The sequence below is a fragment of the Yersinia aldovae ATCC 35236 genome (genome assembly GCF_000173735.1).
Taxonomy (GTDB): domain Bacteria; phylum Pseudomonadota; class Gammaproteobacteria; order Enterobacterales; family Enterobacteriaceae; genus Yersinia; species Yersinia aldovae.
In genome coordinates this window covers 81,483-101,402 of record NZ_ACCB01000014.1, presented here as the reverse complement: position 1 = coordinate 101,402, position 19,920 = coordinate 81,483, and the positions used below count along the sequence as shown (strand labels likewise).

Below are 19,920 nucleotides of genomic sequence, written 5' to 3'. Positions count from 1 at the left end.
CTTTATTTTTCAAGTTATTATCATTTTTGAAGAGTTGGCACGACTCTTGATATATCCCTACTGAGAGTTGATACATGAATCGGCGCCACCAAACGCCAATCAGTTTAAGAGGATATAATTTATGGGTATTTTTTCTCGTTTTGCCGATATCGTAAATGCCAATATCAATACATTACTGGATAAAGCCGAAGATCCGCAGAAATTAGTGCGGCTGATGATTCAGGAGATGGAAGATACGTTGGTTGAAATTCGCTCGACATCCGCTCGTGCATTGGCTGAGAAAAAGCAATTGTTACGCCGCATCGATCACAGTGAAAGTCAGCAACTGGAGTGGCAGGACAAAGCTGAGCTGGCTCTGCGCAAAGGCAAAGAAGACTTGGCGCGTGCAGCATTGATTGAAAAGCAAAAAGTGGCTTCATTAATTGAGACACTGGCGCGGGAAGTGGCAACGGTTGAAGAAACGCTCAGCCGTATGAAACACGAAATCACTGAACTGGAAAGCAAACTCACTGAAACTCGTGCAAGGCAGCAAGCGTTAACATTGCGCCACCAGGCGGCTTCTTCATCCCGTGATGTTCGCCGCCAGTTAGACAGTGGCAAATTGGATGAAGCAATGGCGCGCTTTGAGCAGTTTGAACGCCGTATTGACCATATGGAAGCGGAAGCTGAAACTGTCGGTGTTGGCAAACAAAAGTCACTGGAACAAGAGTTTGCCGAGCTGAAAGCCGATGACGAAATCAGCCAACAGTTGGCGGCGTTGAAAGCGAAAATGAATCCGCCTGAGTAATGCGATTTATAGACTATTTTTAGTTAGATAGTGCTAATAAAGACTGCGCCGCCGACGTAGAGGCGGCCTGCTATGAAAAAGTGATTAAAGATAATTAAGGGGAACGAATGAGTATCCTGTTTCTTGCCATACCGCTGACCATTTTCGTGTTGTTTGTGGCCCCAGTCTGGTTATGGCTGCATTACAGCAACCGTCAGCAAAGTGGTGCGCAGCTCAGCCATCAGGATATGCAGCGCCTGTCACAGCTCACCGACGACGCGCGTCGGATGCGCGAGCGTATTCAGACATTAGAAGAGATTCTTGATGCGCAGCACCCAAACTGGAGGCAGTCATAATGGGCGATGTGTTTAAAAATAATACGCTTGGCAGCAAAAAACTGTACCGGGTACCGGAAGAGGGCATGATCAAAGGAGTATGTGCCGGTCTGGCGCACTATTTTGATATTCCAGTGCGGCTGATTCGGGTCATGGTGGTGCTATCGCTGTTTTTTGGCTTGTTCATCTTCACTATCGCCGCTTACATCGTACTGACTTTTATGTTGGAGCCGGCACCGGCAAATAGCTTCAGCCATCAGCGTGAGGCAACGCCGCGCCAGTTACTGGACCAACTCGAGTTTGAATTGGGGGCGGGTGAGCAACGTTTGCGCCAGGTTGAGCGCTATGTCACCTCGGAAACCTTCGGCGTACAAAGCCGCTTTCGTCAGCTCTAATCTGACCAAGTTATTGCGTTTAAACCGGGCCGGTCATCGTCGATGACTGGTTGCGCTGCAATCAAATCGTCCTGCCGGAGGGCAAAATGAACAACAATAATCCCGTCCGTCTACGTGCAGGTGTAATATTGATATCACTACTGAAAATTATTTTTACTGTTGCATTGACCTATGGCCCAGCCGGTGCCGCAGGCTTGATCGTTCGAAGTGTGAGTAGTAAGCCGCTGCGTTGGTTACTTTTGCTACTGTTGGAGCCGATGTTGAAACGCGCAATGCGGGTAACTGCGGGCCAATTTGCCAAGGAGAAGCATGAAACGACTGCAAAATGAGATTACGTCTTTGGTTAATCGTGGGATGGACCGGCATCTCCGCCTGGCGGTCACTGGCCTGAGCCGTAGTGGGAAGACCGCCTTTATTACATCGTTGGTGAATCAACTACTTCATGTCCACAGCGGTGCTCGTCTGCCGCTGTTTTCTGCTGTACGTGAAGATCGTGTGTTGGGCGTAAAGCGCGTTCCTCAGCGCGATTTGGGTATTCAGCGTTTTACCTATGATGAGGGGCTGGCGTCTTTGTACGGCACGCCACCTAACTGGCCAACGCCGACGCGGGGGGTGAGTGAAATCCGTTTAGCGCTGCGTTTTCGTTCCAGCGATTCACTCTTACGCCATTTTAAAGAAACGTCCACGTTATACCTTGAGATTGTTGATTATCCCGGTGAATGGCTCTTGGATCTGCCGATGCTGGAGCAAGACTATTTAAGTTGGTCGCGCCAGATGGGAGGGTTGTTACAAGGGAACCGCGCGGAGTGGGCTAAGCCTTGGTTGACCTTATGCCAGCAGTGTGACCCGTTGGCACCGGCGGATGAAAACCAGCTCGCTACCATTGCACAGGCGTACACTGATTATCTTATTCGCTGCAAAAATGAAGGGCTACATTTCATTCAGCCGGGGCGGTTTGTGTTGCCCGGAGAGATGGCTGGCGCACCGGCATTGCAGTTTTTCCCGTGGCCGGACGTGAGTGGTATTGGGGAGTCACGGCTGGCGCAGGCAGATAAGCATTCAAATCTGGGGATGCTGCGCGCCCGTTTTAACTATTACTGTAACGCGGTGGTAAAAGGATTTTATAAAGAGCACTTTGTTCGTTTTGATCGGCAAATCGTGCTGGTGGATTGCCTGCAACCGTTAAATAGCGGGCCTCAGGCATTCAACGACATGCGATTGGCACTGACACAATTGATGCAAAGTTTCCATTATGGAAAGCGCACACTGTTCCGCCGCTTATTTTCTCCGTGTATCGATAAGCTGATGTTTGCGGCCACCAAAGCTGACCATGTCACAGCAGATCAACATGCTAATCTGGTGTCACTACTGCAACAACTGGTGCAAGAAGCCTGGCAGAATGCCGCCTTCGAGGGGATCAGCATGGATTGTGTCGGACTGGCCTCGGTACAAGCGACAGAGAGTGGCATTGTTGAGCACCAAGGGCAAAAGATCCCCGCATTGCGCGGTCATCGTCTGGACGATGGCGTGCCGCTGACCGTTTTCCCCGGCGATGTGCCAGCCCGTTTGCCCGGCCCGGCTTTCTGGCAACAGCAAGGTTTTCATTTTGACCAATTTCGCCCGCAAGCCGTACATGTTGACAGCCCGTTGCCGCACATCCGGCTGGATGCGGTGATGGAGTTTTTATTGGGAGATAAATTGCGATGAGTGAACCGCTGAAACCACGGATTGATTTTGAACAGCCATTACAACCGCTGGATGAGCCGGTGCTAAAAGCGGCACAGGCTTTTGATGAACAGGCAGCAGAGAACTTCTATCCCGCCGCGCCAGAATTGGACGCTGAAGAGGAAGAAGGGCGCGTGGAAGGGTTGGTTAATGCAGCGCTAAAACCTAAACGTAGCGTGTGGCGTAAGATGGTTACCCTCGGCGTGGCGCTATTTGGCGTCAGTGTGATTGCTCAATCAGTGCAATGGGTGAGCCAGGCATGGCAGCAGCAGGACTGGATAGCCTTGGGCACGACAACTGCGGGTGGTTTGATTGTGGTGGCCGGTGTCGGTTCGGTGTTGACCGAGTGGCGACGTTTATACCGTTTACGCCAACGGGCACAAGAGCGCGATATTGCGCGAGAACTGTTGGTCAGTCACGGTATCGGTCAGGGCCGGGATTTTTGTGAAAAACTGGCACGGCAGGCTGGGTTGGACCAAGGGCATCCGGCATTGCAGCGCTGGCAAGCGTCCCTGCATGAAACCCATAATGATCGCGAAGTGGTTGAGTTGTATGCCAAATTAGTGCAACCGACGCTGGATAATCAAGCCAGGGCGGAAATTAGCCGTTACGCCGCTGAATCCGCATTGATGATTGCGGTCAGCCCGTTGGCGCTGGTGGATATGGCTTTTATTGCCTGGCGCAACATTCGCCTGATCAATCGTATCGCTGCACTCTATGGTATTGAGTTGGGGTATTTCAGCCGTATTCGTCTGTTCCGCTTGGTCTTGCTGAATATTGCTTTTGCCGGTGCGTCTGAGCTGGTACGCGAAGTGGGGATGGATTGGTTGTCACAAGATTTGGCAGCCCGCTTGTCAGCTCGCGCTGCGCAAGGGATAGGCGCTGGTTTACTTACCGCCCGTCTGGGCATTAAAGCGATGGAATTGTGCCGCCCGTTACCGTGGCTGGCGGGCGATAAACCTAAACTGGGTGATTTCCGCCGTCAGTTGATAAGCCAACTGAAAAACACCTTACCAAAGAAACCGCAGGTTAATCAGTAGTGGCAGTGACGAAGGCTATCTTAGCCGCGGGTCAAAGGCAAAAGAGAGCGGCTTGACGCTTTTTAGACAACCCTGAAAGTCTTTGTGATGCGGGTTAACCAACATATTATTCTCTGATGGCACCAGGGTGGATGGAACCAGTAATCCAACAGATGACTCTGATTTTAGCCACTCGGTGCCAACGTCCATTGCTGCGACCGGTGCCGGATCACTTCGCCACTCTGACGGCCAATCTTGCGGTTGCAGCAGCATAATGCTGCCGTCATTAATTTCAATCTGAAATAACTCAAACTCACTGAGCGTAGTGCTGTCGTGAATATGTACCAATGTTTCCAACATCGCCAGTGATATGCTGCTGGCCAAGTAGATAGCAGCATGGCCTTTATGATTCCAACGGCCACCGTACATTTCGGCACCATAACCGGTCCAGGTTGAGGCGAGATAACGGCGCATTACGATGCGGTAGAGCATCATAACTCGCGCTCCCTTAACTGACTCTCCATGTACACCTCTCCCTCTGTCGCTATAATAACGGCAATGTTATAAGCGTAAAATCAAATAAAAATAGATAGTTACGAGAACACGCCGTGTTCCAGTCGGCCAATCAAATCACAGACTTCCAGTGCGCCGGTTTCCGTTTCCAACAGGGAGTCAGGGGTTCTGTGGCCCAAGCCTTTGATAGGCGTGGACATCCAGGTGATTGCCTTGCCTTTATTTCCGCTAAAGAGGTCAACAGTGGCATCCATGACACGCACAAAACGCGCAATTCGCTCACTCTCTTCCGGGGTAAAACGGCCATCATGGGTACGGCGGCGAGTCAGACTACGGCTGGGGATCCCTGTGGCACGTAATATCTCGGATTTAGGCATTGACGCCCATAAATGAATACTGTCGATGACATCAACAGAAAATCCTAGCTTGATACTGTCTACCAGCACAGTGCCGCGACTGGCCGGCAGGCCAATTTCACGCCACAACGCCCCTGTTTTGGTCGCAGGGGCTGGATGATATGCTCTCATGTAACCTCCTCGGTCATCTGGCTACCCATACTATAGCCATGTGGCCGATGTAATGCAAAGTGTCATCAATTTGTGACAAAGAAAGGATGTATTCAACCGTTATATTCATCTTAATTATTTATATTATAACTAATAAGCCACTGGCAATGTGCCGGAAAGACGTTAAAAATATCATCAAGGGCAATATATTATGGGAGAAAAAATGACGAAAAGCCGATTCCTGTCAACTTTTGCTGACAGACTGCTTCATCCATTGAGGGCGACAGGGTATTATCGTATGCAGTGATTTCGTACCTGCCATATATAAGGTCAATACTGATGCGCTTGGAAGTTTTTTGCGAAGACCGAATCGGTCTCACCAGAGAGTTGCTTGATCTCTTGGTTTTACGCAGCATTGATTTACGAGGGATCGAAATTGATCCAATTGGTCGCATTTATCTGAATTTCTCCTCATTGGATTTTAGTGTATTCAGTGCTTTGATGATGGATATTCGACGTATTGATGGGGTGACGGATGTTCGCACAGTTTCCTTTATGCCATCGGAGCGTGAGCATCGTTCATTACGCGCACTGTTAGAATCGATGCCAGAGCCGGTATTTTCCATTGATTTGAAAGGCAATCTTGAGTTGGCTAACCCCGCAGCTCGTAAACTGTTTTCTCTCAATGAAGAGAAAGTTCGTCACAAAACAGCCGGTAGTTTGCTGGGAGGATATAATTTTGCGCGTTGGTTCGATGGCGCAGAAACGGCACCTCATACCGAGCGCATATTGATCAACAATCAGGATTACCTGATGGAGATCACGCCGATCTACCTTGAAGATGAAAATCTGCAAAATCAGTCGGTTGGTGCGGTTGTAATGTTGAAATCCACCGCCCGGATGGGTCAGCAGCTACAAATTCTATCGGTTAATGATGACACCGAATTTAAACAGATTGTTGCCACCAGCACCAAGATGTGCCATGTGCTGGAACAGGCACGTAAGCTGGCGATGCTGGATGCCCCGTTGCTGCTGGTGGGGGATACCGGCACCGGTAAAGATTTACTGGCCCGTGCCTGCCACTTGCGCAGTCCTCGCGGCAAAATGCCGTTTCTGGGGCTGAACTGCGCTTCATTGCCCGACGAGGTGGTAGAAAGCGAGTTATTTGGCTACGCGGCAGGGGCTTATCCCAATGCAGTTGAAGGCAAAAAAGGCTTCTTTGAGCAGGCGAACGGTGGCTCGGTGTTGCTGGATGAAATCGGTGAAATGTCGCCACGGATGCAAATCAAGTTATTGCGTTTCCTTAATGATGGCACTTTCCGTCGTGTTGGCGAAGAGCACGAAGTCCATGTGGATGTCCGCGTGATTTGTGCGACGCAAAAGAACTTGGTGGAATTAGTTCGGCGTGGTGAGTTCCGCGAGGACCTCTATTATCGCCTCAATGTGCTAACCATCACTCTGCCGCCATTACGTGAACGTCAGGCTGATATCATGCCATTGACGGAACTGTTTGTGGCCCGTTTCTCTGATGAACAAGGGGTGCCACGGCCAAAGTTGGCCCCTGAGCTGAGCAGTTTCCTGACACACTATGGTTGGCCGGGCAATGTACGCCAACTGAAGAATGCCATCTATCGTGCCCTGACCCAACTGGACAGCGTCGAATTACGGCCACAAGATATTATTCTGCCTGAGTTTGAGGTTGAAGCTGCCTTGGGTGACGAGGTATTGGATGGTTCACTTGATGACATCAGTAAACGCTTTGAACGCTCCGTTCTGACGCGTCTTTACCGTAATTATCCTAGCACTCGTAAACTGGCGAAACGACTGGGTGTTTCTCACACCGCAATTGCCAATAAACTGCGTGAATACGGCTTAAGCAGTAAACGGCCCGCCAGTGATGAGAATGAAGAAGAGTAAACGTTAGAGCGTATCACAATAAAAAAACGGCTGTACCTAACAGGCAGCCGTTTTGTCGCATGACTTAATGCCTAAATAGGCTATTTATTTCAGTGCTGCCAGTGCGGCATCGTAGTCTGGTTCGCTGGTGATTTCATTAACCAGTTCGCTGTAGATAACGTTGTCCTGACCATCCAGAACCACCACTGCGCGCGCGGTTAAACCGGCCAGAGGGCCTTCCGTGATCGCCACACCGTATGCTTGTTTAAATTCAGCGCCACGCAAGGTTGACAGCGTAGTGACGTTGCTCAAGCCTTCAGCACCGCAAAAACGTGATTGAGCAAATGGCAGGTCAGAGGAGATACAAAGAACAACGGTGTTCTCAAGCTCGCCAGCCAGTTGATTGAATTTACGTACGGATGCGGCGCAAACGCCAGTATCAATACTTGGGAAGATATTCAAGACTTTACGTTTGCCAACGAAGCTGCTTAATGCAACATCAGATAAATCTTTCGCAACTAACGTAAAGTCTTTAGCTTTATCACCAGCCTGCGGCAGTTTGCCTGCAACAACCACTGGGTTGCCTTGAAAATGTACAGTTTGTGTCATTATTTGATTCCTTTTACAGATGTGTAACACGAACTTCAGTTTAAGGTAACAGTGGCAGCTTGGATATAAAAAAGTGACTAAATCACTGACATGCTAAATACATTAAGGTCTAACCGTCTGCTGTATCCGCCCGTACTTTGCCAAGGAGCCATGATGAGAACAATGCACTACTATCCAGAGAGCTGGCCTCTTCACTCTGCGTTTGTTATTTCCCGTGGCAGCCGCACTGAAGCCAAAGTGGTGGTGGTTGAAATCGAAGACAATGGTATTCGTGCTGTTGGCGAATGTACCCCATACCCACATTATGGCGAAAGTGAGTCTTCGGTGATGGCACAGTTAGCGTCAGTTGTTCGGGCCATTGAGTATGGCGTATCGCGCCAGGAGCTACAGTTGCTACTCCCTGCGGGCGCGGCCAGAAACGCGGTAGATTGTGCCTTATGGCAACTGGAGTGTGTGCAAAACCAGCAAAGTCTTTGGCAACGAAGTCAGGTTAGCGCACCAGAGCATATTTCGATGGCCCAGACGGTCAGTATTGGTACGCCGGAGGCGATGGCCTACAGTGCGAAGGCTCTGGCACAGCAAGGAGCCTGTTTGCTGAAAATCAAGCTGGATGACCATCTGATTGCGGAACGTTTGGTGGCCATTCGCAGTGCGGTGCCAGAGGTCACATTAATTGTTGATGCCAATGAAGCCTGGCAGCCAGAAGGGTTAGCCGCCCGGTGTCAGTTGCTTGCTGATCTTGGCGTGGCCATGTTGGAACAGCCACTACCGGCTGGAGCGGATGATTCTTTACAGAATTTTATTCACCCGCTGCCTATCTGTGCTGATGAGAGTTGCCATACCCGTGATGATTTAGCCGGTCTGGTTGGGCGTTATGATATGGTCAATATTAAACTGGATAAAAGCGGCGGGTTGACCGAAGCACGGTTACTGACTGAGCAGGCGAAAGCGATGGGATTCGGCATCATGCTTGGTTGTATGTTGTGTACTTCGCGTGCGATCCAGGCAGCATTGCCTTTGGCGCCGGGCGCGCGCTTTGTTGATTTGGACGGCCCGACATGGTTGGAAAATGATATAGAAGGTGGGCTGAACTTTGCTATAGGCGCAATAAATCTGTCGGTTTAATCCGTTAGTGTAAGTAAGTCGATCAGTGCAGCCAGGTAACATTCGTTGGCTGTATCCGCTGAGATTGGTGGTAATTCTGCTGTAATGCAGGGTAAGTCTCGTTGTGCACACCAACTGCCAAAAGAACCCGGTGTGGCATATCCCACGTTAGTGACCAACGGCAATACAAAATTCGCCGCCAGACGAGCACCCAAGGCGGAGCTTGCGGGGTCTTCAATGCAGGCCAGTGGTTCATGAAACGAGACCACCCAGGCAGGTGATAATTGGGTAATTAACTCGCACAGTGCCTGGGTTTCTGGCTCAGAGCCTGCGTATTCACCGCTTGATAACACCACATCACGCGCATCAGCAGCACTATTCCAGCGATAAACCGTTTCACCCGATTGCCAGTTATCCGTTGGAAAATTACGATTGAGGTCAACGCCATTAGCATTAGCACGTAACCCTAGCTGGCAACCATCGGGATTAACTGCCAATATCACATGATGGCGCTGCTGGGCAGGGGATATACTGCGCAGCGCACAGGAGAGAGCAACAATTGCTGCACTTTCATCACCATGCGTTCCTGCAATAATCAAACCGGTGTTAGCCGTCAGGGAGGGCGCTGGAAAATAAAGCAGTGGGGCACCTAATAGAGACTGGCCGTAGCGTTGACCGGGTTTAATTAAATTGCCTCGAGCGGAACGGGGAGTGGTCATGATGTTGATATTATCACTTCAAATATTATGTTAATCCGAAGCTACCACTTAATTGTTGCGTGTTCAAACTAATGTAACGTCAATCTGTGTTTACAACATTACACCTGTCCTTTCAGACTTGAAAACGAATAGTCTGGATATATATATAATCGGGTAAATAACTACCGATGGTTAATTCATAGGGGCGTCCCGCGGGTGGTTATTTCAACGAATAAAGTGAGTATGTATATTAGACAATAGTGACTTAGATGCCTTGAGTGTGGCGGGGAAATGGCTGTGACGTTAACCTGCGGATAATGTCGGCTAACGGTGGTTATCTGGCAATCAACCGTGATAACGTCTGTAGCAATACCTCCTTAACACAGGTGTTAAATTGAGTTTTTGATTGCTTAGCTGATATAAAACAGCATTAGCGGCGTCTTTGTGCGCCGCTTTTTTTTATTTTCTCATCGTCATGAGGGGGCTTTATCTGCTAGTTTATGTTTATTCGATTTTTTTGTTTCGCTGACATGGAACAACAACGATAAGGTTATCGATTATGCACTATTCCCATTATGTATTGTGCGTCACATTAGTCGGCACTTCGCTGGGAGTGGCAAATGCTGCGGATGTCCCTGCGGGTACGGTACTGGCTAAAAAACAAGAAATTGTTCGTCATATTAAAGATGAGCCTGCCTCGCTTGATCCGGTTAAAGCTGTTGGGTTAATCGAAGCACAGGTTGCCAGAGATCTGTTTGAAGGCTTGGTTAATCAGGATGCGCAGGGGAAAATCATTCCCGGCGTTGCTACCAGTTGGCAAACGACCGATAACCAAACGTATATATTCACCTTACGTAAAGATGCTAAATGGTCTGATGGCAAACCGGTTACCGCACAAGATTTTGTCTACAGTTGGCGTCGCCTGGTTGACCCTAAAAGTTTATCACCTTTTGCCTGGTTTGCGGATCTGGCAGGGATTGAGAACGCTCAGCAGATTATCTCCGGTAAAATGTCGCCTGAGACGCTTGGCGTCAGTGCGGTTAATAACCACACCCTGAAAATAAAACTCAGCAAACCGGTGCCTTATTTCCCAAGCCTGACCGCTAACTTTAGTTTATTCCCGGTACCACAAACCATTGTCGAGAAATACGGTAATGAGTGGACTAAAATTGGTAATCTGGTTGGCAACGGCGCATTTAAGTTGCAAGACCGAGTGGTAAATGAAAAGTTAGTCTTAGTTCCCAATAAATATTATTGGGACCATGCTCATACTGTTTTAACCAAAGTGACCTTTATTCCCATTAATCAGGAAGCAAATGCCACAAAACGTTATCAGGCCGGGGATATTGATATTACTGAATCTTTCCCGAAAAATCTGTATCAAAAGCTGCTAAAAGATATCCCAGATCAGGTTTATACCCCAGATCAGCTCGGCACCTATTATTACGCTTTTAATACGCAACGTGCGCCGACCAATGATGTTCGGGTGCGTAAAGCGCTATCTTATGCTATTGACCGTAAAATCATTGCGGAAAAGGTATTGGGTACCGGTGAGAAACCGGCGTATAACTTCACTCCTGACGTCACTGCGGGTTATCATCCGATGGTGAATTTTTTACAGCAGCAGGATCAGAATGAATTAAATGCGCAAGCTAAAGCGTTGCTCCATGCGGCAGGTTATGGCCCTGATAACCCCTTGAAGTTATCGCTGCTGTATAACACCTCTGATAATAACCAGAAATTGGCTATAGCTATCGCCTCAATGTGGAAGAAGACATTAGGTGTGGATGTCAAAATGGTCAATCAGGAGTGGAAAACGTATATTGATAGCCGCAATACCGGTAATTTTGATGTGGTTCGCGCTTCATGGGTTGGGGATTACAACGAACCCTCAACTTTCTTGTCTCTTCTGACGTCAACCCATAGTGGTAATATCGCCAAGTTCTCTGATGATAACTACGATTATTTGCTAACTGAAGCGGGTAAGCAGACAAATCCAAAAGCGTTGAACGACGATTATAATCGTGCTGAACAGATTATTGCTGAACAGTCGCCGATCGCGCCAATCTATCAATTTACCAATGGGCGTTTAATTAAGCCGTGGGTAAAAGGTTATCCTATCACTAACCCTGAAGACGTGGCTTATAGCCAAACAATGTATATTATTAAGCATTAAGCATTAAGCTATAGGTGATATTGTTTTTTCCACTTGTTCTATTACTTTATAAGTATAGTTCAAGTGGATTAACTTCATTCAATTGATTTGCGTTGTGATTGTTTTGGCACAATAGCAGAAACAGAAATCATAAATCCGGTTAGAGATGCTATTATTAATGGAAAGATGAATGCGTCTGATGTCCTCAATGGGTTTTCTATATCAAAAAGCATAACAAAGAAAAATGCGCTGGTAGCAAAAGTCGATGAGGAATATAACTCATTCAGTTTATATTGCAGATTTTCTAATGCGAAGGGCGGTGTTTTTATCGAAATACAATCCCAGGTAATATGGACTGCCATATAAGTGATGCAGATAAGGCAGTAGAATATGGTTAAATCATTAGTGGTTTGGGGAAGATACCAGTGGGTCGCGTTTGGATTCAAATTAAACTACCCGGCTATTTTTCAGGTAAACCCCTGCGGTTACGATTCCGCCGACGGCGGCAAACGTGAAAGCAAAAGAAGTGGTCACGGTCAATGCAGGAATAAGGAGTGATAAGCCACCGCTCAGTGCAAACCCCGCGCCAGCCCCCCCAATCAATGCTTTTAATAATGTCATTATATCCATAATTTCTCTTCCTTGAATGCAGTGTTGTTGATAACTCTGAGCCAAGTTTATCGCAAAACAAGGCGATTTCTGCGTTATTCTTTATTACTAAACCTTAAACCTACATTCTATTATCACCGGTGCTTCCTCACTATTTTAGGCTATCCCTGACCCTCGCCTTTCAAGATAGTGCTGCTAGCGCTACACTGAGCTAATTGCATGATTAATTTTGAAAAGAGGGTGCTGTTGTGGATGTAGTTGAAGGAAAAACGCTTCAAGTTTCTGATGCCGTATATGCCTATCAGCTTGACGGTAAAGGCGGTGTGAAACCCATCAGCCTCGATGCGGTTGCTACGGCCGAACAGCCTTGCTGGTTGCATCTGGATTACACTCATCCAGAAAGCGAGGCTTGGCTGCAAAACACGCCTCTGTTACCAGAAGTGGTGCGGGGTGGTTTAGCCGGTGAGAGTATGCGCCCTAAAGTCACCCGCCTGGGTGATGGCACGATGATAACGCTGCGCGGCATCAACTTTAACCATGATGCCCGCCCAGATCAGCTAGTTACGATTCGGGTTTATATGACAGATAAGCTGATTGTCTCAACCCGACATCGCAAAATTTACTCTATCGATGATGTGCTAAACGATCTGCAAAACGGTACTGGCCCGAAGGACAGTGGTAACTGGCTGGTGGAAATTGCCGATGGTTTCACCGACCATACCAGTGAGTTTATTGAAGATTTACACGATAAAATTATCGATCTCGAAGATGATTTACTGGAACAAAAAATCCCACAACGTGGGCAGATGGCGCTGTTACGTAAGCAACTTATTGTATTACGTCGTTATATGGCCCCACAACGCGATGTATTCTCCCGGCTGGCCAGTGAGCGTTTGCCGTGGATGAATGATGATGATCGCCGCCGGATGCAGGAAATTTCAGAGCGTTTAGGGCGTGGTTTGGAAGATTTAGATTCGAGTATTGCCCGTACCGCGGTGCTATCCGATGAAATAAGTTCATTAATGGCTGATGCCATGAACCGGCGTACCTATACGATGTCGCTGTTGGCGATGGTGTTCTTACCGACTACGTTTCTTACCGGGCTATTTGGTGTCAACCTTGGTGGAATCCCCGGTAATACCGATTCTTTCGGTTTTGCTGCTTTTTGTCTGATGTTAGTGACATTAATTCTTAGTGTTGCCTGGTGGTTAAGGCGCAGTAAATGGTTGTAGGAACTCAAGAATTAGGCAGTAAAAGAGTTTGCTCGCGATGGGGCTAATCACTGCAAAATTGAGCCATATCAAGATTTGATGGTTATGAGTCAGGCATTATGGTTTTGCAGGTGAATGTGACGTCAAGCGATGGGCGTTGCGCTCCATATTTGTAATACTTTTATTTTGAATTACTGCATAGCACATAATTGTTACGATGCCGATGTTATTTCAACATCGGCATTTTTTTATGCGTTATTTATGAATAAACCATTTGTGATAAATAGATTTTGAATGAAATTTCATAAAAATAAAGGATTAGATAATGGAGCGAATGCCTCATCCTGCGCAATGAGGCAATAAAAGCTGACGACTTATTTAATCTCCAGCACATCAAGGCGCACCGGCTGTAGCTTGCCCGTGCTTTCTTGGTCATCTTCCGGCTGCCAGCCTGCCGGTTGCAGTGGCAATTCTTCCCGGTCAAAGGCCAAATCACCCCCATCGACGATTTGGCTGTCGTGAGTAATACTTTTGAAATCAAACAGTTTATGGTCATTCAAATGTGATGGCACCACGTTTTGCATCGCGCTGAACATGGTTTCGATCCGGCCCGGATACTGTTTATCCCAGTCGCGTAACATATCTTTGATCACCTGACGTTGCAGGTTGGGCTGAGAACCGCATAAGTTACAAGGGATAATTGGATACTCTTTGGCAAGTGCAAACCGTTCAATGTCTTTTTCGCGGCAGTAGGCCAACGGGCGGATGACCACATGTTTACCGTCGTCACTCATCAATTTGGGTGGCATACCTTTGAGCTTTCCACCGTAGAACATATTCAAAAACAGGGTTTGCAGAATGTCATCACGGTGGTGCCCCAGTGCTATTTTAGTGGCACCCAGCTCAGTGGCGGTGCGGTATAAAATCCCACGCCGCAGGCGTGAACACAGTGAACAGGTGGTTTTGCCTTCGGGAATAATCTCTTTGACGATCCCGTAGGTGTTCTCTTCAACAATCTGATATTCCACACCTTGTTTGTTCAGGTAGGCTGGCAGGATATCTTCCGGGAAGCCGGGCTGCTTCTGATCGAGATTAACAGCAATTAACGTGAAATTAATTGGCGCACTTTTTTGCAAGTTTTGCAGAATATCCAGCATGGTATAGCTGTCCTTGCCACCGGACAGGCAAACCATCACGCGGTCACCTTCTTCAATCATATTGAAATCGGCAATTGCCTGACCCACATTACGGCGCAGTCGCTTGTGTAATTTATTCAGATCGTAATGTTCTTTTTGATTAACCACTTGTTTCTCTTGCATTTATTCGTGACTCATATTCAGTTGGCATGGCGTGTATTGATGCTATGGCGTAAGTTTATCATTCAACAAACAGAGTTATTAGTATTTTTCAGCTTTAAACCACCCCCCAAGAGAGCGGCGGTGGTTTTTATTTATACAAGGCGGTGGGTTGTGATGCTGGTTAACCTGGTGGTCTATATGAAATTATTCGAATTGACTATCGTTTTAATAATTGCCCCATCCTCAATATCAACAAAATCGGCAACAATAATGCCCATTTTTTGCTTCTCTCTGTATTGTTTACAGAACCAGATATTCATGCCATCAATCAAGAAATGCCCCTTTGCGCCAGAATACGGCGTTAATATACCTGAGACACTGATGAAGTTAATATATAAGCTTAAGGACAGTTTATCTTTTGCAGACTTCAATAAACTTTCAACAAACTTTCTTTTGAAACGTAGATTCAGGTCGGTATAACCATCATAATGATCTTGGACGTAGATATTAAAGCTGCTATTTTTAACCGTAAATGAGGTGTCATTTTTCCAGGGGAGCGCATTAATACCTATTTTTGCTCCACCATAACGCCGCAATAGCACTATCTTCCCTCTGATTGCGTCAATGATGGGTATTCCATTAATTAAGTAAAACATATCCTTATGGGTTTAATATAATTATCATACATCACGGCAGCAAAATCTTTGGTGCTATTTTCCGTTGTATGTTCTTGTTTAACGGATAAAATAATAAACTCGCCAGGATGGCGTTTTAAAAAATCAAGGCAGGTGTTGAGGACGTCACCGAATTGTTGTTTTAGAAAACCGGGCCGTGGTGCAGGGTGAATACGTTATCAATAAGGCGACAGCGGGCATCCAAAAACCGTATACCATTATCAAGTTGTTCTTTTATATTCCATGATTGCGTTTGTGTAAACATACCGCCAAAAACGTCAGTGCGAAATGAAGCAGAATCATGCGTTCCTGGTATGCTTATTTCGCTTAATGCTTTATTACCGTCTATACGTGATATCCAATTTCTCATGTCCATAATATCTTCCTTGTAATTGAGATCTGAAAATAGCGCGGTACTTAATTTGAGGACATTCCAAATTTAGACGTATGAGTAATAGAAGTTGGCACAAAAAAAAACCAGTCAAGGGATATTGACTGGCTTGATGATTTATTTAATTCAATTTCACTCTGAGCGGGCAATCTCTGCTTTCCCTGCCAGTAGGCTCAGGAAGTCATAACGTTTTTTCAAATCCTTCTCGGCATCCGCATATAATTGTGCTGCCACTTCTGGTTCTTGGCTATTGAGCCGACGAAAGCGTTGCTCATTGAGCAGTGTGGTGGTCAGGTCGCTGCTCGGTGGGCGTGAATCTAATGTCAGCGCCACGTTACCTTCATCAACGCGACGTGGATCAAAGCGATATAATGGCCAGAATCCGGTGGCAGTTAATTGCTTCATTTGCGCGTGGCTGTAAGCCAGATCGTAGCCGTGCTCTTCACAAGGGCTGTAAGCGATAATCAGTGACGGGCCGGGGTAGGCTTCTGCTTCCTGAATCGCTTTGACCGTCTGATTGAGTTGCGCACCGAGGGAGATTTGAGCCACATACACATGACCGTACATCATCATGCTGACGCCTAAATCTTTGCGGGCTTTACGTTTGCCGTGTTCACCAAACTTGGTGACCGCCCCCAGTGGCGTTGCTTTTGATTGCTGCCCGCCGGTATTGGAGTAGCACTGGGTATCTAGCACCAGCACATTGACGTTTTCTGTCAGGCTAAGTACATGATCCAGCCCACCAAAGCCGATATCGTAAGCCCAACCGTCGCCACCAATCAGCCAAATGGACTTATCCACCAGATAATCGGCGTCGGTTGCCAGTTGTTGCGCATCGTTGCCGGGGATAGCGCGTAATAACTCACGCAGTTGTGTCACTTGCTCGCGCCGCACTTCTGGCGTGGCAGCTTGATTGATTAACTGGCTGACCAGTTCAGCCGGTAACTGGGGTGCCAATTGATTAATCAAACGGGTTACGCGCTGGCGATGTTGATCGACCGTCAGGCGGAAGCCCAAACCAAACTCGGCATTATCTTCAAACAGCGAATTGGCCCACGCTGGGCCACGGCCATCGGCATTGGTGGTGTACGGTGTGGTTGGCAGATTGCCGCCATAGATTGATGAGCAACCGGTGGCATTGGCAATTAATAGCCGATCGCCATACAACTGGGTCAGCAGCTTGATATAGGGCGTTTCACCACAGCCGGAGCAGGCACCTGAGTATTCAAACAGCGGCGAGATTAACTGTGAGGTGCGGATATCGATACGTTCGATTTGAGTTTTATCGATCTCTGGCAATTTGAGGAAGAAATCGTAATGCGCTTTCTCTGCCGCCAGATGTTCCAGACGCGGCTTCATGTTAATCGCTTTAATTTCTGGATTCTGGCGATCTTTGGCCGGGCAGACCTCATAACACAAATTACAACCGGTACAGTCCTCTGGGGCCACTTGCAATACGTATTTCTGGCCGCGCATATCACGCGCTTTGACATCCAGTGATTGCAAACTGTCCGGCGCACCGGACATGGCCGCGGGTTGAACCACTTTGGCACGAATTGCCGAGTGCGGGCAGGCCGCGACACAGTGGTTACACTGCGTACAAAGGTCAGGCTGCCAGATGGGAATGTCTTCGGCAATATTGCGCTTTTCCCACTGTGTGGTGCCGACCGGCCAGGTGCCATCCGGTGGGAAAGCGGATACCGGCAGGGCATCACCTAAACCCGCCAACATGGTGGCGGTAACGGTTTTGACGAAATCAGGGGCCAAATCAGAGACGATCGGTGGCCGCATCGGGCTGTTTTCATTAATCGGTTGCCGCGGGATTTCAACCAACGCATCCAGGGTGGCATCCAGCGCTTGCCAGTTACGGCTGACGATTTCTGGCCCTTTAGTGCGGTAACTGCGGTCAATGGCGGCTCTAAGTTGCTCAAGGGCCATTGCCGTTGGCAAGATTTGGGTGAGATGGAAGAACGCCATCTGCATCACGGTATTGATACGGGCACCCAGTTTGCATTCGCGAGCAATTTTAGCCGCATTAATCACAAACAGGCGGGCCTGGCGTTGATGCAGCACTGCCTGAACTTCTTGCGGCAGGCGTTGCCACATTTCATCGGCGCTGAAAGGGGAGTTGATCAGGAAAATACCGCCGGGCTTCAGCCGTTCAGCCATTTGGTAGGTGTCAATAAACTGTAGCTGATGACAACCGACAAAGTCGGCATGACTAATCAGATAGGCTGAGTTGATCGGCGTCTTGCTGACACGTAAGTGAGAAACCGTCAGGCCGCCGGCCTTCTTCGAGTCATAAACAAAATAACCCTGCGCATACAAAGGTGTACTGTTACCGATAATTTTGATGTTATTTTTGGTGGCAGAAACCGAGCCATCACTGCCCAGGCCATAGAACAGGGCTTCCAGTGTGGCGCGTTGCTCAATTGTCTCATCGGTCAGCGGTAACGATAAACCGGTCACATCATCAAAAATGCCAACAGTAAAGCGCGCACGCGGCAAATCCAGGGATAACTCTTTGAAAATAGCCAGTGCGCAGTCGGGGCCAAACTCTTTGGAGGATAACCCATAACGGCCACCTATCACTTTGGGCAATGTGGCGCGTTCACCTCGACTGTAGGCTTCAGCCAGCGCGGTCATCACCTCAAGATAGAGCGGTTCGGCCAAGGCACCTGGCTCTTTGGTTCTGTCCAGTACGGCGATTTTGGTTACTGACTGTGGCAATACACCTAACAGATGTTCGGCGGAGAAAGGGCGGAACAGGCGTACTTTCAGTACACCGACTCTCTCGCCACGGGTCAGCAAGGTGTCAATCACCTCTTCGCAGGTGCCGATCGCCGAACCCATCAAGATAATAACGCGCTCAGCCTGTGGGTGGCCGTAATATTCGAAAGGCTGATATTCACGGCCAGTCGCTTGGGCAAACGCCTGCATTGCAGCGGCGACATGCTGATAAGTGCTGTTATACCAAGGATTGGTCGCTTCCCTGGATTGGAAATAGGTATCCGGGTTAGCCGATGTGCCGCGCACTACCGGCCGGTCTGGTGTCAGCGCCCGGCTGCGGTGGGCATCTATCCCTTTTTGTGGCAGTAGCTGACGCAGTGTGTCGTCACTGAGCGGCACAATTTTATTGATCTCATGAGAGGTACGGAAACCATCAAAGAAATGAATAAATGGAATACGACTATTAAGGGTTGCCACCTGAGAAATCAAGGCGAAATCCTGTGCTTCCTGCACACTGCTGGCACACAGCATGGCGCAACCGGTCTGGCGCACCGCCATTACATCAGAGTGGTCACCGAAGATAGATAACGCATGGGTTGCCACGGTTCTGGCGGCCACATGCAGCACAAAGGGGGTCAGTTCGCCCGCCAGCTTATACAGGGTCGGGATCATTAACAATAATCCCTGAGAGGAGGTAAAAGAGGTTGATAGCGCGCCGGTTTGCAACGCACCATGCACCGTGGCGATAGCGCCGCCTTCCGACTGCATTTCAACCACGCGTGGCACATCGCCCCAGATATTCACTTTACCGTCGCCAGACCATGCATCAGCTTGCTCTGCCATCGTGGAGCTGGGGGTAATAGGGTAGATAGCAATCACTTCACTGGCACGATAAGCCACAGAAGCGACGGCACTGTTACCGTCAGTTGTAATCATTAATTTATACCTTCACATTGCTTATCAAGCAGAGGCCGTTTCTCATTAATCGGAAAAGTAGTAATGAAGGCCTCTGATGGCTCACGATTTATTTGAACTAATAGAGAAATTCTAGCAGAGGGTACTTTTGTCAGTTATCGCGTTTGTGTGGCAGCGGTGAACCGATAATGGGTACAAAATAAGGCAGTTAGGCAGGTTTAGGATATATAGCGAGCATTCGGATAATAATTATTACAATTAGAGAACTATTTATTACGTTGTTCGGACATCCGCTGGGTAACACAGCCAAAATCAGTGAGTTTGTAAAATAATTGTGAGATTGATTTAATGAATATTGCATTATGCGTGGG

General features: G+C 48.0%; 19 protein-coding genes. 10 read left to right on the top strand and 9 right to left on the bottom strand.

Going from position 1 to position 19,920, the window contains the following annotated elements:
• The first annotated feature begins 121 nt into the window (after positions 1 to 121).
• The 6 genes from pspA to YALDO0001_RS08775 all read left to right on the top strand — a co-directional run bounded on the left by pspA (position 122) and on the right by YALDO0001_RS08775 (position 4,261).
• A complete protein-coding gene (pspA, locus tag YALDO0001_RS08800; protein WP_004702155.1) occupies positions 122 to 787 on the top strand; it encodes a phage shock protein PspA in 666 nt (221 codons plus the stop codon).
• Between the two features lie 107 nt (positions 788 to 894).
• Positions 895 to 1,122: an envelope stress response membrane protein PspB gene (pspB, locus tag YALDO0001_RS08795; RefSeq protein ID WP_042545811.1), complete on the top strand. Its 228-nt coding sequence runs from the start codon at positions 895 to 897 to the stop codon at positions 1,120 to 1,122.
• Complete coding sequence (gene pspC / locus YALDO0001_RS08790) at positions 1,122 to 1,496, top strand: envelope stress response membrane protein PspC (RefSeq protein WP_004702154.1); 375 nt, start codon at positions 1,122 to 1,124, stop codon at positions 1,494 to 1,496. The genes pspB and pspC overlap by 1 nt, the downstream gene beginning before the upstream one ends.
• An 86-nt stretch (positions 1,497 to 1,582) precedes the next feature.
• Entirely contained in the window at positions 1,583 to 1,825 is a 243-nt protein-coding gene (pspD, locus tag YALDO0001_RS08785; protein ID WP_042839615.1) for a phage shock protein PspD, read from the top strand.
• A complete protein-coding gene (locus tag YALDO0001_RS08780; protein WP_042839614.1) occupies positions 1,806 to 3,203 on the top strand; it encodes a YcjX family GTP-binding protein in 1,398 nt (465 codons plus the stop codon). The genes pspD and YALDO0001_RS08780 overlap by 20 nt, the downstream gene beginning before the upstream one ends.
• Entirely contained in the window at positions 3,200 to 4,261 is a 1,062-nt protein-coding gene (locus YALDO0001_RS08775; RefSeq protein ID WP_042839613.1) for a YcjF family protein, read from the top strand. Before YALDO0001_RS08780 ends, YALDO0001_RS08775 begins: the two co-directional genes overlap by 4 nt.
• A gap of 15 nt (positions 4,262 to 4,276) precedes the next feature.
• Here the strand turns inward: YALDO0001_RS08775 and YALDO0001_RS08770 are convergent, their stop codons facing one another.
• Together YALDO0001_RS08770 and YALDO0001_RS08765 are read right to left on the bottom strand one after the other, a co-directional pair.
• The gene (locus tag YALDO0001_RS08770; RefSeq protein WP_004702144.1) at positions 4,277 to 4,735 is read right to left on the bottom strand and encodes an RES family NAD+ phosphorylase; all 459 of its coding nucleotides are present in this window, start codon (positions 4,733 to 4,735) and stop codon (positions 4,277 to 4,279) included.
• A 98-nt stretch (positions 4,736 to 4,833) separates the two neighbouring features.
• Positions 4,834 to 5,280 carry a DUF2384 domain-containing protein gene (locus YALDO0001_RS08765; RefSeq protein WP_004702142.1) on the bottom strand — a complete coding sequence of 149 codons (447 nt, stop codon included), beginning with the start codon at positions 5,278 to 5,280 and terminating at the stop codon, positions 4,834 to 4,836.
• Positions 5,281 to 5,598: 318 nt separating this feature from the next.
• Between YALDO0001_RS08765 and tyrR the strand changes: the two genes are divergently transcribed.
• Entirely contained in the window at positions 5,599 to 7,176 is a 1,578-nt protein-coding gene (gene tyrR / locus YALDO0001_RS08760; RefSeq protein WP_004702138.1) for a transcriptional regulator TyrR, read from the top strand.
• A gap of 84 nt (positions 7,177 to 7,260) precedes the next feature.
• Here tyrR and tpx read toward each other — a convergent pair whose 3' ends face one another.
• Complete coding sequence (gene tpx, locus YALDO0001_RS08755; RefSeq protein ID WP_004702136.1) at positions 7,261 to 7,764, bottom strand: thiol peroxidase; 504 nt, start codon at positions 7,762 to 7,764, stop codon at positions 7,261 to 7,263.
• 153 nt (positions 7,765 to 7,917) lie between these two features.
• On the opposite strand from tpx, the gene ycjG reads away from it, so the two are divergent.
• Positions 7,918 to 8,889 carry an L-Ala-D/L-Glu epimerase gene (gene ycjG / locus YALDO0001_RS08750; RefSeq protein ID WP_042839612.1) on the top strand — a complete coding sequence of 324 codons (972 nt, stop codon included), beginning with the start codon at positions 7,918 to 7,920 and terminating at the stop codon, positions 8,887 to 8,889.
• On the opposite strand, the gene mpaA is transcribed toward ycjG, so the two are convergent.
• On the bottom strand, positions 8,886 to 9,587 hold the full coding sequence (gene mpaA / locus YALDO0001_RS08745) for a murein tripeptide amidase MpaA (RefSeq protein WP_042839611.1): 702 nt from the start codon (positions 9,585 to 9,587) through the stop codon (positions 8,886 to 8,888). The two genes, ycjG and mpaA, sit on opposite strands and share 4 nt — an antisense overlap.
• Before the next feature lie 538 nt (positions 9,588 to 10,125).
• Between mpaA and YALDO0001_RS08740 the strand changes: the two genes are divergently transcribed.
• A complete protein-coding gene (locus YALDO0001_RS08740) occupies positions 10,126 to 11,742 on the top strand; it encodes a peptide ABC transporter substrate-binding protein (protein ID WP_004702130.1) in 1,617 nt (538 codons plus the stop codon).
• Positions 11,743 to 12,168: 426 nt separating this feature from the next.
• On the opposite strand, the gene YALDO0001_RS08730 is transcribed toward YALDO0001_RS08740, so the two are convergent.
• A complete protein-coding gene (locus YALDO0001_RS08730; RefSeq protein WP_004702126.1) occupies positions 12,169 to 12,351 on the bottom strand; it encodes a hypothetical protein in 183 nt (60 codons plus the stop codon).
• 227 nt (positions 12,352 to 12,578) lie between these two features.
• Between YALDO0001_RS08730 and zntB the strand changes: the two genes are divergently transcribed.
• On the top strand, positions 12,579 to 13,562 hold the full coding sequence (gene zntB, locus YALDO0001_RS08725) for a zinc transporter ZntB (RefSeq protein WP_004702124.1): 984 nt from the start codon (positions 12,579 to 12,581) through the stop codon (positions 13,560 to 13,562).
• 353 nt (positions 13,563 to 13,915) lie between these two features.
• Here the strand turns inward: zntB and ttcA are convergent, their stop codons facing one another.
• The 4 genes from ttcA to nifJ all read right to left on the bottom strand — a co-directional run bounded on the left by ttcA (position 13,916) and on the right by nifJ (position 19,570).
• Positions 13,916 to 14,860: a tRNA 2-thiocytidine(32) synthetase TtcA gene (gene ttcA, locus YALDO0001_RS08720; protein ID WP_004702123.1), complete on the bottom strand. Its 945-nt coding sequence runs from the start codon at positions 14,858 to 14,860 to the stop codon at positions 13,916 to 13,918.
• Between the two features lie 173 nt (positions 14,861 to 15,033).
• Positions 15,034 to 15,495, bottom strand: a complete 462-nt coding sequence (locus YALDO0001_RS21830; RefSeq protein ID WP_252830391.1) for a PI-PLC domain-containing protein — start codon at positions 15,493 to 15,495, stop codon at positions 15,034 to 15,036.
• A 160-nt stretch (positions 15,496 to 15,655) separates the two neighbouring features.
• Positions 15,656 to 15,889 (bottom strand): phosphoinositide-specific phospholipase C-related protein, encoded by a 234-nt coding sequence (locus YALDO0001_RS21825; protein ID WP_252830390.1) that lies wholly within the window; start codon positions 15,887 to 15,889, stop codon positions 15,656 to 15,658.
• 147 nt (positions 15,890 to 16,036) lie between these two features.
• Positions 16,037 to 19,570 carry a pyruvate:ferredoxin (flavodoxin) oxidoreductase gene (nifJ, locus tag YALDO0001_RS08710; protein ID WP_004702117.1) on the bottom strand — a complete coding sequence of 1,178 codons (3,534 nt, stop codon included), beginning with the start codon at positions 19,568 to 19,570 and terminating at the stop codon, positions 16,037 to 16,039.
• Between the last annotated feature and the right edge of the window lie 350 nt (positions 19,571 to 19,920).

Excerpts from the sequence above, each read along its gene's own strand:
- pspA (WP_004702155.1), top strand. The coding sequence starts at position 122 with ATGGGTATTTTTTCTCGTTTTGCCGATATCGTAAATGCCAATATCAAT.
- pspB (WP_042545811.1), top strand. The coding sequence starts at position 895 with ATGAGTATCCTGTTTCTTGCCATACCGCTGACCATTTTCGTGTTGTTT.
- pspC (WP_004702154.1), top strand. The coding sequence starts at position 1,122 with ATGGGCGATGTGTTTAAAAATAATACGCTTGGCAGCAAAAAACTGTAC.
- pspD (WP_042839615.1), top strand. The coding sequence starts at position 1,583 with ATGAACAACAATAATCCCGTCCGTCTACGTGCAGGTGTAATATTGATA.
- YALDO0001_RS08780 (WP_042839614.1), top strand. The coding sequence starts at position 1,806 with ATGAAACGACTGCAAAATGAGATTACGTCTTTGGTTAATCGTGGGATG.
- YALDO0001_RS08775 (WP_042839613.1), top strand. The coding sequence starts at position 3,200 with ATGAGTGAACCGCTGAAACCACGGATTGATTTTGAACAGCCATTACAA.
- YALDO0001_RS08770 (WP_004702144.1), bottom strand. The coding sequence starts at position 4,735 with ATGATGCTCTACCGCATCGTAATGCGCCGTTATCTCGCCTCAACCTGG.
- YALDO0001_RS08765 (WP_004702142.1), bottom strand. The coding sequence starts at position 5,280 with ATGAGAGCATATCATCCAGCCCCTGCGACCAAAACAGGGGCGTTGTGG.
- tyrR (WP_004702138.1), top strand. The coding sequence starts at position 5,599 with ATGCGCTTGGAAGTTTTTTGCGAAGACCGAATCGGTCTCACCAGAGAG.
- tpx (WP_004702136.1), bottom strand. The coding sequence starts at position 7,764 with ATGACACAAACTGTACATTTTCAAGGCAACCCAGTGGTTGTTGCAGGC.
- ycjG (WP_042839612.1), top strand. The coding sequence starts at position 7,918 with ATGAGAACAATGCACTACTATCCAGAGAGCTGGCCTCTTCACTCTGCG.
- mpaA (WP_042839611.1), bottom strand. The coding sequence starts at position 9,587 with ATGACCACTCCCCGTTCCGCTCGAGGCAATTTAATTAAACCCGGTCAA.
- YALDO0001_RS08740 (WP_004702130.1), top strand. The coding sequence starts at position 10,126 with ATGCACTATTCCCATTATGTATTGTGCGTCACATTAGTCGGCACTTCG.
- YALDO0001_RS08730 (WP_004702126.1), bottom strand. The coding sequence starts at position 12,351 with ATGGATATAATGACATTATTAAAAGCATTGATTGGGGGGGCTGGCGCG.
- ttcA (WP_004702123.1), bottom strand. The coding sequence starts at position 14,860 with ATGCAAGAGAAACAAGTGGTTAATCAAAAAGAACATTACGATCTGAAT.
- YALDO0001_RS21830 (WP_252830391.1), bottom strand. The coding sequence starts at position 15,495 with ATGTTTTACTTAATTAATGGAATACCCATCATTGACGCAATCAGAGGG.
- YALDO0001_RS21825 (WP_252830390.1), bottom strand. The coding sequence starts at position 15,889 with ATGGACATGAGAAATTGGATATCACGTATAGACGGTAATAAAGCATTA.
- nifJ (WP_004702117.1), bottom strand. The coding sequence starts at position 19,570 with ATGATTACAACTGACGGTAACAGTGCCGTCGCTTCTGTGGCTTATCGT.